This window comes from Bradyrhizobium sp. SZCCHNR1015 (assembly GCF_032489875.1).
Classification (GTDB): Bacteria; Pseudomonadota; Alphaproteobacteria; order Rhizobiales; family Xanthobacteraceae; genus Bradyrhizobium.
This window is the reverse complement of the sequence record NZ_JAUEYW010000001.1, coordinates 175,425-190,262: the sequence shown is the minus strand read 5'-3', so window position 1 is coordinate 190,262 and position 14,838 is coordinate 175,425. Positions and strand designations below refer to the sequence as shown.

Annotated in this window: 10 protein-coding genes, 1 tRNA gene and 1 pseudogene; 7 read left to right on the top strand and 5 right to left on the bottom strand. The window is 63.0% G+C overall.

The genetic code is table 11. The features are described 5' to 3' along the window. The first annotated feature begins 2 nt into the window (after nucleotides 1-2). The 3 genes from QX128_RS00855 to QX128_RS00845 all read left to right on the top strand — a co-directional run bounded on the left by QX128_RS00855 (nucleotide 3) and on the right by QX128_RS00845 (nucleotide 1,516). A tRNA-Arg gene (locus QX128_RS00855) sits at nucleotides 3-79 on the top strand. Nucleotides 80-210: 131 nt separating this feature from the next. Then, complete coding sequence (locus QX128_RS00850) at nucleotides 211-1,050, top strand: FkbM family methyltransferase (protein ID WP_316178951.1); 840 nt, start codon at nucleotides 211-213, stop codon at nucleotides 1,048-1,050. Between the two features lie 304 nt (nucleotides 1,051-1,354). Further along, complete coding sequence (locus QX128_RS00845; RefSeq protein ID WP_315799902.1) at nucleotides 1,355-1,516, top strand: hypothetical protein; 162 nt, start codon at nucleotides 1,355-1,357, stop codon at nucleotides 1,514-1,516. Between the two features lie 81 nt (nucleotides 1,517-1,597). Here the strand turns inward: QX128_RS00845 and QX128_RS00840 are convergent, their stop codons facing one another. From QX128_RS00840 to QX128_RS00830, 3 genes are all read right to left on the bottom strand, one after another. Then, on the bottom strand, nucleotides 1,598-1,810 hold the full coding sequence (locus tag QX128_RS00840; RefSeq protein WP_315799901.1) for a hypothetical protein: 213 nt from the start codon (nucleotides 1,808-1,810) through the stop codon (nucleotides 1,598-1,600). Between the two features lie 122 nt (nucleotides 1,811-1,932). Further along, nucleotides 1,933-2,406 (bottom strand): hypothetical protein, encoded by a 474-nt coding sequence (locus QX128_RS00835; protein ID WP_315799900.1) that lies wholly within the window; start codon nucleotides 2,404-2,406, stop codon nucleotides 1,933-1,935. A gap of 149 nt (nucleotides 2,407-2,555) precedes the next feature. Further along, nucleotides 2,556-4,592, bottom strand: coding sequence for an acyltransferase family protein (locus tag QX128_RS00830; protein ID WP_316236442.1), 2,037 nt, complete (start codon nucleotides 4,590-4,592; stop codon nucleotides 2,556-2,558). A gap of 979 nt (nucleotides 4,593-5,571) precedes the next feature. Between QX128_RS00830 and QX128_RS00825 the strand changes: the two genes are divergently transcribed. Both QX128_RS00825 and QX128_RS00820 read left to right on the top strand, forming a co-directional pair. Beyond that, complete coding sequence (locus QX128_RS00825; protein ID WP_315738062.1) at nucleotides 5,572-5,727, top strand: hypothetical protein; 156 nt, start codon at nucleotides 5,572-5,574, stop codon at nucleotides 5,725-5,727. A gap of 269 nt (nucleotides 5,728-5,996) precedes the next feature. Further along, complete coding sequence (locus QX128_RS00820; RefSeq protein WP_315799898.1) at nucleotides 5,997-6,272, top strand: hypothetical protein; 276 nt, start codon at nucleotides 5,997-5,999, stop codon at nucleotides 6,270-6,272. An 84-nt stretch (nucleotides 6,273-6,356) separates the two neighbouring features. On the opposite strand, the gene QX128_RS00815 is transcribed toward QX128_RS00820, so the two are convergent. Continuing rightward, nucleotides 6,357-6,725, bottom strand: a complete 369-nt coding sequence (locus QX128_RS00815) for a PRC-barrel domain-containing protein (RefSeq protein WP_315738064.1) — start codon at nucleotides 6,723-6,725, stop codon at nucleotides 6,357-6,359. A gap of 376 nt (nucleotides 6,726-7,101) precedes the next feature. Between QX128_RS00815 and QX128_RS00810 the strand changes: the two are divergent. Next, nucleotides 7,102-7,754, top strand: a pseudogene (locus QX128_RS00810) (SDR family oxidoreductase); the annotation flags it as partial. Nucleotides 7,755-7,924: 170 nt separating this feature from the next. On the opposite strand, the gene QX128_RS00805 reads toward QX128_RS00810, so the two are convergent. Next, the gene (locus QX128_RS00805) at nucleotides 7,925-8,116 is read right to left on the bottom strand and encodes a hypothetical protein (protein WP_315799896.1); all 192 of its coding nucleotides are present in this window, start codon (nucleotides 8,114-8,116) and stop codon (nucleotides 7,925-7,927) included. 538 nt (nucleotides 8,117-8,654) lie between these two features. Here QX128_RS00805 and QX128_RS00800 point away from each other — a divergent pair. Further along, nucleotides 8,655-14,834 (top strand): HAMP domain-containing protein, encoded by a 6,180-nt coding sequence (locus QX128_RS00800; RefSeq protein ID WP_316236700.1) that lies wholly within the window; start codon nucleotides 8,655-8,657, stop codon nucleotides 14,832-14,834. The last annotated feature ends 4 nt before the right edge of the window (nucleotides 14,835-14,838 follow it).

Here is a 14,838-nt window from a genome sequence, read left to right as displayed (position 1 = left end):
ACGGTCCCATAGCTCAACTGGATAGAGTAGCGGATTTCTACTCCGCGGGTTGCAGGTTCGAGTCCTGCTGGGATCGCCAATCGCCACGCCAGCGCCATCGTGGCGCCCCGCCGCTCGTTCATTTCGAAGCATCGCCGTGAGCGACAGGGCGTGCGCCACTAGGCTTGCCTTCGTTTGCCGGGCGCGTGGCCATGGCGTTGGGAGGCTAGGTTGGCGAAGCATGAGGCATCCCGGTTTCTGGTCAGAATCCTGCGGTCCCGATTCCGCGACCACAAGACGGAGCTGTCCGAGTTGCGGCGTCACATCCGGCGCGGCGACATCGTTTGCGACATCGGCGCCAACAAGGGCAGTTTTCTCTACTGGCTGGCACGGTGGTCGGCGCCGGGGCGGGTCGTCGCCTTCGAGCCCCAGCCGGATCTTGCCGAGCGATTGGCGCGGCTCTGTTCCCGGTTCTCGCTCGACAATGTCGTGGTCGAACCGCGCGCCGTCTATTCGTGCTCCAGCAGGAAAACCCTGTTCGTTCCCGAGGGGCATCAGCCCGGGGCCTCGCTGCTCCGGCCCGCCGAGACCTCGAGGGCGATCCAGGTGCAGACGACGTCGCTGGACGACTATCTCCCTGACACCGGAAACGTCTCTGCGATCAAGATCGACGTCGAGGGCGCCGAACTCGACGTGCTGCGCGGCGCCGAGCGCACCTTGCGCCGATGCCGGCCGTTGATCGTGGTCGAGTGCGACCGCCGCCTGGCGACGCTCGACAGGGTGAAGGAGACATTCTTGTTCCTGCGGGGTCTCGGCTATCAGGGCCAATTCCTGAGCCGCGGGAGATTGCTTCCGTTGTCTGCCTTCGACCCGGAAATCCATCAGCGCGCCGATGGCGAATGGTTCTGGAAGCGGAAGGACTATTGCAACAACTTCATCTTCAGGAGCGTGCGCGCGCCCATGTCCTATGACCGCGAAGCTTTCCTGGCTCCGATCGAAACCACTTCGCTGGGCGCACGAAGTCGTCTTGAAACAGACCCCCGGCATGTTGCCGAGCATCACGTCGACTGATGGGGTTTACCGATGTCCACGTTGCTGAGCTTCATTTTCGAGTCCTATTGCCTGAGCTGCCGGGCGATGTTTCCAGAGCTCGATACCGATCAATCGACCGTCGCTGAGTAGTACGCTCCAAACGGCAGGACTCGCGATCTGCGATTCCGCCGCGCGGGCCCAGCGGTTCTGCTTTAGCTGTTCGCCTGCAGCCTGCGACGCAGGATGAACCGCGCGCATTAAGCTTTCCTCTTCAGCTTAACGCCGGCTTCCATTTGACGCCGGCGCCCTTCATCCGCCACGTCTGGGGCGATGGAGTTGCATCATGTTTGAATTGGCCATTCTGACTGCAATCTGTTTCATTGCCGTTGTTGCCCTCACGATCATCTACCAGCGGCGCCAGGACGTTCTGTACGGTCCCTACATCTCGGACGTCTCGTGGCCGACGGCGCTGCCCGACGACCGCATGGAGGCGTCCTCGTCTTGACCTGGACAGGCTCTCAGAAGCCCACTCCGCAGGCGCCACGATCACGTCAGGGAAAATTGGTGGCCGCTGGACCGTCCGGCTTCACAAGCCGATGCGCCCACCGGCCTCGTTGAGCAACGCATCGAGCCGATCCGGGCTCATGCTTTGTCCGCCCGGCGTTTCAATGCTGACGCAGGCGGCGCCGAGACGCAGATAGGCGTTGGCCGTAAGCAGCGCGTCCTGCGCGCTGCGGCACCTGATGGTGGCGATCGCGCTGGCGCTTTGGGCTCGTACGGTGAAGGACGCTGCGGCCATGTAGGGCTGGCTCGTCTGTAAGCGGCGGCTGAAATGAAGCCGAAGCTTATTCAGAGGAGCCCGAGGGCATCATTGAGGTGGATCAAAGCCGCCAGCCGAAGACTTCGTTAAAGGCGCCCCGCTCAGCTCCGGTTCAGCGACAGGCTGATACGGGTGACGATGCCGTCCCAATCGCGTTCCCAGGCCCGGGGATAGTTGATCAGCACGCAGTGCACATAGCCCCCAACGAAGTTGCAGCGATTGTACCAGACGTAGTCGCCCTTATAGCTCGACACCGCGAAGAAGCGCGAGGTGACGCGCTTGTATTGGATGTTCGGCGGCGGGTTCTTCCTGGCGAGGAACCGCGCAGGTGACTCCTGCGCGTTGTTGGATATCGACTGCACGGTCAGATTGGCGCGGCCGTCGGCAGTCTGGAAGCGTTGGCCGTAGCCCTCGGGTTGGCCCGCCGTGTCCCTGAAGATCGAGACCGGAATGTCGACCGAGGTGCCGGTCTCCGGGATCCTGTAGGTGTTCCAGCGCACCGATTGGGCTGTCGCGGCGGTGCTCCAGCAGGCGGCGCACGCAAGCACTGCCATCGCCTTGATGATCGGATTCATGTGTGTCGTCCCGAACGGCTTGAGAAACCGATGACGTTGGACCACTTTCACGGCCGCGCGAAGGCAACGTCCGACATCAACGGCAGGGGAACGCACGACACTCGCCGAAGTTCATGGCTCCCGCAGGTCCCGTGCTCGGTCGCTTCCCATCATTGAATCCGGGACGGAGCGGGGTTCCGGGTTGCCGTCGGGCCGTCACCCGCCAGGATCTCGTTCGTCCCGGCCCCGGAGGGCTGCTCCAGTCTCTGCAAGAATGCATCCAGTTGCGGAGCGAGTTGCGAGACGACGAACCTCGAGCCTTCCGGGGTGAAATGGATGGTATCCCAAACGATCGGTGTTTCCGCGTCGATCGTCAGCGGACAACGCCTCTTGCTGCAAATCGTGCCGAGAATGGAAACGTATTGAACGAGCGGATACGCGCGGGCGATCTCTCGCAGACGATCGTCCGCCTCGAACGACGCATCTTTCGGCATCAGCGAATTGCCGATCGGGACGTGCGTCTGCTCATGGTTGAACAACGTCGACGCCAAGGGAGCTGGAAACTCGATCGAGGGACCGAGGAGCAGAACTGGAACTCCCGTTTCCTGAGCGACCGCCAGCAGCGCGTTCAAATAACCGTCGACGCGCCGTGCGGGGGGCTGGCCATAAGTTTCGAGATAGGCGCGCCAATTGCCGGAAAGAATGATGGCGTCAAAGCGGTGCGCCCTGATCTGATCGCGTAGCAGCTGATTGACGTCGTTACAGTTTCGCGAGCTGCGCAGCTTGAGCTCGACAAACGGCGGGCAGCCCCCTGACGTGAGCTGCAGAAGATGGTAGGCATCGGACGATAGGTAGCTGCGCAACGCCCAGGCATAATGCGCGGCAAGGCTGTCGCCGGCGAGCAGAATGTTGCGCTTGTTTGCAGCCGGCTTCAGGCACGCCTCGAAATCGTAGGCCGATGCCGGCTCATCGGGCTGCAAGAAGCAGCTATGCGCCCGATAGAACGGCTCCATCGTCCGGGAATCGTACCGGAGCATTCGCGCCTGTGATTGCGGGAAGCGATCGGCGTAGCCGTCATGCGCGACGCCGTGAACTCCGACCGCAACCAGGACGGCGGCAACGCCCGCGATCACCGGTGAGCCACGCACGCCGACCCACACGGTTCGCGCGCGCGCCGGCCGCTCGACGATGACATAGGAGAAATAGGCCAGCAGCAGCGAGCACAGTAGGAGTCCAGCTGTAGCGGCGGCTGAGGTCGCAACATCCAGCGGCAGCGCGGCCCTGCCGAGGACGAAAACCGGCCAGTGCCAAAGATAGAGCGAATAGGACAGACGACCGAGGAATGCTCCGATCTCGCTGAATGGCAGCCTGGGTCTGCCCTCCTCCTGATTGAACGCGACGATGTAGACCGCAGCACCGACACAGGGGATCAGCGCGTGCAATCCCGGGAAGCGGGTCTCTGCGCGGAAGGTGACCACGGCGAGCAGCATGGAGACCAAGCCCAAGGCCGCGAAGGCCAGGCGCGTCTCGCCTCTGACCGGTGACCATCGATGCAGGAAAAACGCAATGCTTCCGATCAAGAACTCCCAGGCCCGCAGCGGGGCGATGTAGAAGGCGGTCGAGGGCGATTGCTTGATCCAAAGCTCGTCGAGCACACACAGCGCGACCGTTCCGAGGATGACCAGCCCGAGTGACGGCTTCGACGTTGGGTCGGGAAACAGCCGGCTCCAGAGCCATGTCACGACCGGAAACAGGAAATAGAACTGCTCCTCCACCGACAATGACCAGGTGTGGATCAGAATCTTCCCGATCGTTGGCAGATCGAAATAGCCGGTCTGCGACCAGAAGAAGACGTTTGACGAAAACAGAACCGTGGAGATCGCGCTTCCGAAGAACATCCGGTAGTCGCCAGGAGGCGTCAAGAACCACGCGACCATCCCGGTGACGACGATCATCAGATAGAGCGCCGGAAGCAGGCGCCGCGCCCTTCGTTCGTAGAAGGCGATGAACGAAAAGGAATTGGATTGAATGCCGGTCCAGATGAGACGGGAGATCACATAGCCGGAGATGACGAAGAAGATATCGACCCCGACAAACCCCCCGCCAAAGCCTGGCAACTCGTAATGAAATCCAATGACCGAAATCACGGCGACGGCGCGCAGCCAATCGATGTCCGAACGGTACTCTAAAACCTTTGCACGCGTCATGCTGGCAGCCCGGGCGGGCCGTTCGCCCTAACAAGTTACCTGCTGACATACCGCCAAATGAATTGCAACGTGCAGAAACACACGAAAATACCGTTGATGGTTGGTGTATCCGAATTGCCGCACCCACCTCAGGGGCCCATCATGCGGGATGCTGGAGGATCGCGGGCGCGGCCCGGCTCCCATTCGCCTGCGGCGTCATCCGCTTCGCATCAGGAGGATTGGCGGCCGGTCGGGACATCCCGGTACTGAGATGGGACCGGTGATCGGAACGCGCAGCATCCGTCCAGGCCGTCACCGGAGGGCGGGCATGCCACGCGCGCTTCCTCCATCATCATCCACGAACTGCCCATCACGCTGGCGCCTCAACTGGGCTCGACACGAGACGCCCGTGCGATCCCTGCTCGATGATTATGCGGCTGTTGTTTGATGAGCACACCCACCTGCGAGATTTCAGCGAACGGCTTCCGTCGTCACCACTCACATGATACCAGTCATGCTAAAGAAGCCGGCGAGCGAGTGGCGACATTGCCATAGCCGTTAACGCCGCGTCACAAATTGGCCGAGGTCGAGGTGAGCCGCCTCTATACTTCGAGTTGCTTTTGCAACCGCATTGGCGTCGTGGCTCGGACACTGCTCATCGGCAGCGGGCCGCACAGGCTGAGAACACTCAAACCGCTTCCCCGATGGAATTAAGCTTAAAAACGTGCGGCGCCGCGTCGCCGCAACTTGGCAACTTCTTTCAGCAGCCAAGACGTGCAACAATACTGTACGCAACTAATATCAACCTCAGATTTAATTTACTGATCATTTACTTTCCGCAACTTTGCCCCAAAAACTGCACGATGCTGGGTTCCTCTTTCACAATTAGAACTCTTCTGGGACTCTACAAAAACCACCTCCCCAGAACGGGATCTAACAACCTCAGATATACTTTTCATAACTCACTCTCCGTCTTCGTTTCGCGTACAGAGGTCCCACAATGACAACACTCATCAAGGCTCTCCCGACCCATCTCGAAGAGACCCGTATCGACTCCGAGAAGCTGCGCACGATCCTGATGCTCTGCGGCGCCACGGCGTTTGGCTTCATTCTCCACGCCACCTACGGTCTCGATCTCAGCTACGCTTTCTTCTGATTTGATCAGTCCGCCGGTCGCGGGCTGCCTACTCTTCATTGCCGGACGCAATCGGCGCCGGTCCCGGCTCGCGGGGTTATTGAACGGCCCCGCGCGTCGCCTTTTTCGCAGCGATACGCGTGTCATGCGAAGAATATGGCAGAGACCGTCCATCACAGGCTTGATCGTGCTTTTGCACAGCCTGGCCGCGTCGCTCCCACAATTCCGCCGCGACCACGCGACACGCTGAGGGTGTTGAGAATTGCGGTTGCTTGAGGACGAGTAGCGTCATGCGTTCACCAGTATATGATCTCTATCAGATGAAGCAGGATCGCTTGCCGAAAGGAGCCCGTTCGGCATGGCTGAGGACGAGGCCGAATGAGCCGCCACCTGCCGCCGACGACTGGGTCTTCGTCGGCAAGGAACGGCATCCGAGCCGGTGGACGGTCGCAGAGATGAATGAAAAAGGCACCTGCTACCGCGAGATTCCGATCTGGCTGTCGAGCCGCCGCAGCATGATGGCTGGATCGGCGGCCGAAAACAGCGCTCAGCCGCCGGCCGCCTGAGATTTCATCGGGGAGCGCTGACATGGCCGCGACGTGCGAGGTTCGTCAACGGCCTGGACAGCGCAATGAACGGGTTCGGCGGTCCTAAGCGAGTTGGACGCCGTAATAGTCGTCGACCTTGCGCCCCGCTCCGGCATCGCCCCAGTCCCACTCACGCTCGTCGGAATATTTCGGCGCACCTCGCAGCTGATTCTCGGTCACGCCGGTAACGTAGCCGCCGAGTCGCGTGTCGTACTTCAGGGATTGCCAGGGCAACGGGTAGTGGTCATTGCCAAGCCCGAGGAAACCACCGAAGCCCAGGACGGCATACGAGACCCGCCCGCTCAGCTTGTCGATCATCACGCGTTCGATGGTGCCGATCTTGGTGTCGTCGGCGCCATAGACGGCCGTGCCTTCGACCTTGTCGCTTCCAATCAGGTTGCCATATTCGCGTTCATCGAGCATCGATGTCATGTGATCCTCCCATGCCAATGGATCGGCAACGTTCGACCGTCACCGGCTGTTCTCAAGTCCCGCCGGACGCTCAGTCCGAATCCAAGTCTCCGCTGTGTTGCTTGCGATCCTGAGAAGGATGCCGCGTCGCCTCGCGCGAGGGCGCATCCGGCGATGTAGTCTGATGCACCCGCTGCGCACGCTCCTTGTCGGCGGGCTGGTCCTCGCCGCGTTCAGTCCTGACAATGCCTTGGCTTGGCTGCGTCATCGGATAGCTCCTTCTGTCGGTGATCCAAGCGCGCCGAGCTGGGTAGCGCCGACGCGGCCGCGGTTCGCGCCGTAACGACGCCGGCTACGCCTGTTCGTTCCCTCCTTGAGCCAACACGTCGCAGAATCGACCGCGTCACCCGGCTCAGCGCAGTTCGGAGGCCCTCGCCGGCGCAAGGCGCTGATCACCGGGGAGCGACTGCTGCATGGGACGCACTGACGCCCTCGCCGAAACGCGCCGAGCGACGACCCAACCGAAGAGCCGGATGCGCAGGAGGTCATCGCCTTGATCCGGGCGGGAGGGCGGAAGGCCGTCGCCATCACTGGCGACCTGCGCGACGAGGAGTTCTGCCGGCGGCTGGTGCAACAGGCCATCGAAGCGCTCGGCGGACTCGACATCGTCGCGGCAGCAGACGCGTCAGTCGATCCGGGACGTCTCTTCCGAAGATTTCGATGCAACCATGAAGGCCAACATTCATGCCCCGTTCTGGATCATCAAGGCCGCCTGCCCTCACCTCAAGCCGGGATCAGCCAACGAACTACGTAAAGTCGTTGGCCAAGCAGCCGGGCCGAAGGGTACTCGTAACGCCGTCGCTCCCGGCCGACCTGGACCCCGCTTCAGGTCTCCGGCGGAGCTGAAATGGAGACGCTGGACGCGCGGCGGCCAGACCCCGCTGGGCCGTACCGGCGGAGCTCGGATCGATCCATGTACAATTGGCGGCTGCAAACGCGAGCTACGCCGATGGACAGGTCTATGGATCCTCGGGCGGATCGGCAGCTTTGATGCTGCCGCTGGTTCAGATGCGGGTGATGGGCTGCGGCAGCGAATACGCTTCCGTATGCACCTGGCGGATCGTCGTGAACGCGGCGACGGCCGATGCCAGGCCGAAGGCCGTCAGCAGTGCAATGAGAACGGTGCGGGCTGTCATGTGACGCTCCTCCATTCGGATTTGTTACTTGGGCAGCGCAGTCCGGGGCTCTCCGAGCGGCGCAATCTCGCCATCGAGCCAATCCTGCTGGAGGGCGAGGGCGTTCCAGCCCTGGGCCATCCGTTGATAGCGCCGGAACGCCGGCTCTCCGTCGGCGCGCTCCGCGAGCTGAAGACAGTTGTCTGCGTTCTCTCTGAAAAGATCTGATTGTTTCATCCCAATGAGTTGGTAGACGCGGCGGAGCGGTGCAACTCTGTTACATGATATTAATATTCGCCCTGCGCTCGATGGAACATGGCGCGCATTGCAGCGCCATCCGACCTCCTCCTGTCTCCCGCCCCATTCCCCATCGTGCCTTCGGAGGCCATCGCGGCGACTGAGCTACCGATCTCGACCCGCGGTTCTCCGACGGCGTCTCTTCGTTGGTCCATGGAAATGGCCGTCCTCGTTGGCAGTTAAATCCTTTGGAACCCTTTTGCTGGAGGAGAGTTGAGGTGCTTGTGCCAGCAGAAGCCGGTTCCATAAGCCTGAGAAATCGGCGTCCCGGCTTGATTTGGATAGTTGCGGCGGCTTGTATGCCGCCGGCTATACGAATCTCGGATTCTTGCTGGCAGGCGGTCTGCCACGGGGGAACTTGATGAGCGATGTCGATTCTGCTGCCGGTCCGATGCCCCTGCGCCAAGGGTTTGGTCGCCAAGGCAACGGAGCCGAGGCGGCCGATGCCAGCCAGGATCTGCTCCGTGTCCTCCAGGCGATGCGTTCCGGAGATTTCTCCGTGCGCATGAGCGGCGACTATCTCGGCATTGACGGCAAGATCGCCGACACGTTCAACGAGATCATTGCAGCCAACGAGCGGATGGCGCAGCAGCTCGAACGCGTCGGCCAGGTCGTGGGACGGGAGGGAAAGACGCGCCAGCGCGTGCGATTCGGCATTGCCAGCGGCTCCTGGGCGGACATGGAGAGCTCGATCAACACGTTGATCGACGATCTTCTATGGCCCACCCGCGAGGTGACGCGCGCGGTCGCCGCCGTGGCCCAAGGCGACCTCCTGCAGACCGTGAAGCTGGACGTCGATGGGCGGCCTCTGGGCGGCGAGTTCCTGCAGTCGGCGACCATCGTCAACACGATGATCAAGCAGCTCAGCGTCTTCACCTCCGAGGTGACGCGCGTGGCGCGCGAGGTCGGCACCGAGGGCAAGCTCGGCGGCCAAGCCCAGGTTCCCGAGGTCACGGGCGTCTGGAAGGACCTGACCGAGAGCGTCAACTCGATGGCCAACAACCTCACCGGCCAGGTCCGCAACATCGCGGAGGTGACGATCGCGGTGGCCAATGGCGACCTGTCGAAGAAGATCACCGTCGACGTGCGCGGCGAGATCCTGCAGCTGAAGGAAGCCATCAACACGATGGTCGATCAGTTGCGCTCGTTCGCCTCTGAGGTGACGCGCGTGGCGCGCGAGGTCGGCACCGACGGCAAGCTCGGCGGCCAGGCGATCGTTCCCGGCGTTGCCGGCACCTGGAAGGACCTCACCGACTCCGTCAACGCGATGTGCGGCAACCTCACCGCTCAGGTCCGCAACATTGCCAACGTCACCACTGCGGTCGCTCGCGGCGACCTGTCACGCAAGATCACGGTCGACGTGCGCGGCGAGATCCTGGAGCTGAAGGACACCATCAACACGATGGTCGACCAGCTCAACGCCTTCGCCTCCGAGGTGACGCGCGTGGCGCGCGAGGTCGGCACCGAGGGCAAGCTCGGCGGTCAGGCGCAGGTGCCGGGCGTTGCCGGCACCTGGAAGGATCTCACCGACAACGTGAACTTCATGGCGTCGAACCTGACGGCCCAGGTCCGCAACATCGCCGACGTCGCGACCGCCATCGCCAGCGGCGATCTATCAAAGAAGATCACGGTCAACGTCTCCGGCGAGATCCTTCAGCTGAAGGAAACGCTGAACACGATGGTCGACCAGCTCAACGCGTTCGCCGGCGAGGTCACGCGCGTCGCGCGCGAGGTCGGCACCGACGGTCGGCTCGGCGGCCAGGCCAACGTGCTCGGCGTTGCCGGCACCTGGAAGGATCTCACCGAGAGCGTCAACTCGATGGCGTCGAACCTGACGGCGCAGGTCCGCAACATCGCGGAGGTGACGACCGCCGTCGCCAATGGCGACCTGTCCAAGAAGATCACCGTCGATGTGCGGGGCGAGATCCTGGAGCTGAAGGACACCATCAACACGATGGTCGACCAGCTCAACGCCTTCGCCGGCGAGGTGACGCGCGTGGCGCGCGAGGTCGGCACCGAGGGCAAGCTCGGCGGCCAGGCCATGGTGCGTGGAGTCGCCGGCACCTGGAAAGACCTCACCGACAGCGTCAACTCGATGGCCTCGAACCTGACCGGCCAGGTCCGCAACATCGCGGAGGTCGCCACCGCCGTCGCCAAGGGCGACCTGTCGAAGAAGATCACGGTCAACGTCTCCGGCGAGATCCTTCAACTGAAGGAGACGCTTAACACGATGGTCGACCAGCTCAACGCCTTTGCTGGCGAAGTCACCCGCGTGGCGCGCGAGGTCGGCACCGACGGCAAGCTCGGCGGCCAGGCCGAGGTGCCCGGCGTCGCCGGCACCTGGAAGGACCTCACCGACAGCGTCAACTCGATGGCCGGCAATCTGACCGCCCAAGTGCGCAACATCGCCGAGGTCGCAACCGCCATCGCCGGCGGCGACCTGTCGCGCAAGATCACGGTGGACGTCCGCGGCGAGATCCTGAGCCTCAAGGAGACGCTGAACACGATGGTGGATCAGCTCAACCGCTTCGCGGGCGAGGTGACGCGCGTGGCGCGCGAGGTCGGCACCGAGGGCCGGCTCGGCGGCCAGGCCAACGTCCCCGGCGTCGCCGGCACCTGGAAGGATCTCACCGACAGCGTCAACTCGATGGCCGGCAATCTGACGGCCCAGGTCCGCAACATCGCCGAGGTGACCACGGCCGTGGCGCGCGGTGACCTCTCCCGCAAGATCACCGTGGACGTGAAGGGCGAAATCCTCGAGCTGAAAAACACCATCAACACGATGGTGGACCAGCTCAACGCCTTCGCGTCCGAAGTGACGCGCGTCGCCCGTGAGGTCGGCACCGAAGGCAAGCTCGGCGGCCAGGCCGAGGTGCCCGAAGTCGCTGGTACCTGGAAGGACCTCACCGACAGCGTCAACTTCATGGCCTCGAACCTGACCGCGCAGGTCCGCAACATCGCCGAGGTCGCGACCGCCATCGCCGGCGGCGACCTATCGAAGAAGATCACGGTCGACGTGCGCGGCGAAATCCTGCTGCTCAAGGACACCCTGAACACGATGGTGGAGCAGTTGCGCTCGTTCGCGGCCGAAGTGACGCGCGTCGCGCGCGAGGTCGGCACCGAGGGCCGGCTCGGCGGCCAGGCCGTCGTGCCCGGCGTCGGCGGCACCTGGAAGGATCTGACCGACAACGTCAACCTGCTCGCGGCCAATCTGACCACGCAGGTCCGCAACATCGCAGAGGTCACCACCGCGGTGGCGCGCGGCGACCTGTCGCGCAAGATCACCGTCGACGTGAAGGGCGAAATCCTGGAGCTGAAGAACACCATCAACACCATGGTCGATCAGCTCAACGCCTTCGCCGGCGAGGTGACGCGCGTGGCGCGCGAGGTCGGCACCGAAGGCAAGCTCGGCGGGCAGGCGCAGGTGCCGGGCGTTGCCGGCACCTGGAAGGATCTCACCGATACCGTGAACTTCATGGCCGCGAACCTGACCGAGCAGGTCCGCGGCATCGTCAAGGTCGTGACCGCCGTCGCCAACGGCGATCTCAAGCAGAATCTCACGGTCAAATCGAAGGGCGAGGTCGCAGCGCTCGCCGACACCATCAACAACATGACGGAGACGCTGGCGACCTTCGCCGACCAGGTGACGAGCGTGGCCCGCGAGGTCGGCGTCGAGGGCAGGCTCGGCGGTCAGGCCAACGTGCCCGGCGCGGCCGGCACGTGGAAGGACCTGACCGGCAACGTCAACCTGCTCGCGGCCAATCTGACGTCCCAGGTGCGCGCTATCGCCGAGGTCGCGACGGCCGTGACCAAGGGCGATCTCACCCGCTCCATCCAGGTCGATGCCCGCGGCGAGGTGGCCGAGCTCAAAGACAACATCAATACGATGATCACCAATCTGAGGCTCACCACCGACCTCAACACCGAGCAGGACTGGCTCAAGACGAACCTCGCCAAGTTCACCAACATGCTGCAGGGCCAGCGCGACCTGACCACCGTCGGCCGCCTGCTGCTGACCGAGCTAACGCCGCTGGTGAACGCCCATCGCGGTGTGATCTATCAGGTCGAGACCGAGTCCGCGCCGCAGCTGCGCCTGCTCGCCTCATACGCCGATGACGGCATCTATCCTCACCGGACGCATGTCCAGTTCGGCGAGGGCCTCATCGGGCAATGCGCGATCGACAAACGCCAGCGGCTGGTCTCGGAGATCCCAGCCGACGTCATCCCCGTGGGCTCCGCCCTGCTCCGCGCCGTCCCGAAGAACCTCGTGGTGCTGCCGGTGTTGTTCGAGAACCAGGTCAAGGCGGTGATCGAGCTGGCGTCGCTCAGCCCATTCACGACGTCGCAGATGACGTTCCTCGAGCAGCTCACCGACTCCATCGGCATCGTGCTCAATTCGATCGAAGCCACGATGCAGACCGAGGGACTGTTGAAGCAGTCGCAGCAGCTCGCCGCGGAGCTTCAGACCCAGCAGCGCGAGCTGCAGCAGACCAACGAACAGCTCGAGCAGAAGGCGCAACAGCTCGCCGAGCGCAACGTCGAGGTCGAGCGCAAGAACCAGGAGATCGAGCAGGCCCGCCGCGCGCTCGAGGAAAAGGCGACCGAACTCGCGCTGACATCCAAGTACAAGTCCGAGTTCCTCGCCAACATGTCGCACGAGCTGCGCACGCCGCTCAACAGCATCCTGATCCTCGGCCAGCAGCTGACCGAGAATCCGGACGGCAATCTCACTCTCAAGCAGGTCGAGTTCGCCCGCACCATCCATGGCGCCGGCACCGATCTGCTCAATCTGATCAGCGACATCCTCGATCTCTCCAAGATCGAGTCCGGCACCGTGACGGTCGATGCCGAGGAGATCCTCACCACCAACCTCCTGGATACCGTGGGACGTCCGTTCCGCCACGAGGCAGAAAACCGCCTGCTCGCCTTCAACATCGACGTCGACCCGAACCTGGCCCGCAGCATCGTCACGGATTCCAAGCGCTTGCAGCAGGTGCTGAAGAACCTGCTTTCGAACGCCTTCAAGTTCACCGCCGAAGGAGGGGTGCGCTTGAAGGTGTCTGCGGCGCTCGGCGGATGGAGCGCAGAACATCCGGTGCTCAACACTGCGCCGGCCGTGATCGCGTTCGAGGTCTCGGACACCGGCATCGGCATTCCGCAAGACAAGCAGAAGCTGATCTTCGAGGCGTTCCAGCAGGCGGATGCCGGCACGAGCCGCAAATATGGCGGCACCGGTCTCGGGCTCGCGATCAGCCGCGAGCTCGCCAACCTCCTGGGCGGCGAGATCCATCTCAGGAGCGCCCCCGGCAAAGGCAGCACCTTCACGCTCTATCTGCCGCTCAAATATTCAGGTCCCGCAACGACGCCGCGCGTCAGTCCCGCATCGCCCGTTCCCTACGTTCAACCTCCAGCCCTGCAGCAAGCGGCCGCGCCGGAGCGCGGGATCGAGCCGCCGCCGGACGATCGTCTCGATCTCGAACCCGGCGATACGATCCTGCTCGTGGTCGAGGACGATCCACACTACGCGCGCGTCCTGATCGACCTCGCGCGCGATAAGGGCTTCAAGGTCCTGATCGCCGGCCGCGGCGCAGAAGCGCTGGATCTCGCCAAGCAGTATCAACCAGCCGCGATCTCTCTGGACGTCTTCCTGCCGGATATGCTCGGCTGGACCGTTCTGAGCCAGCTCAAGCATAATCCGCTGACGCGGCACATCCCGGTGCAGATCATCACGCTCGACGAAGATCGCCAGCACGCTTTGGCGCGTGGCGCCTTCTCCTTTGTCAGCAAGCCCACGACAACAGAAGGCGTCAGCGCGGCCCTGTCGCAGATCAAGGAATACGCCAAGCCGCGACGCAAGCGGCTGCTGATCGTCGAGGACAACGCGGCCGAGCAGCTCAGCATCCGCCAGCTGTTGGATCACGACGACATCGAGATCATCGCGGCGGATACGGGAGCTGCGGCGCTCGATACGCTGCGTAGCGCCCCGTGCGATTGCGTGGTTCTCGATCTGCGGCTGCCCGACATGAGCGGGTTCGACGTCCTCGATCAATTGCGCTCCGACGAATTCTTGTCGAGCGTTCCGGTGGTCGTCTTCACCGGGCGGGAATTGTCGGCCGAGGAGGATGCGGAACTGCATACGATGGCGCGGAGCATCGTCGTCAAGGGCGTGGAATCGCCGGAGCGGCTGCTCGACGAGACGTCGTTGTTCCTGCACCGTGTGATTACGGAACTGCCGCTCGAGAAGCAGCGCATGCTCGAGAAGCTGAACAGTTCCGACGAGGATCTGATCGGCAAGACGGTGCTGCTGGTCGACGACGACGCCCGCAACATCTTTGCTCTCTCCAGCGTGCTGGAACGCCGCGGCATGAAAGTGCTGACGGCGACCACCGGCAGCGAAGCGATCGACCTGGTGCAGAGCAATCCTGCAATCGCGATCGTCCTCATGGACATCATGATGCCGCAGATGGATGGTTATCAGACGATCGGCGTCATCAGGCAAAACCCCGCCTTCGTCCGGCTCCCCATCATCGCGTTGACCGCGAAAGCCATGAAGGGAGACCGCGAAAAGTGTCTCGAGGCCGGCGCCTCCGATTATCTGGCAAAACCCGTCAACACCGAGCAGCTGCTTCTTGCGATTCGCATGTGGCTGCACCGCTGAACGG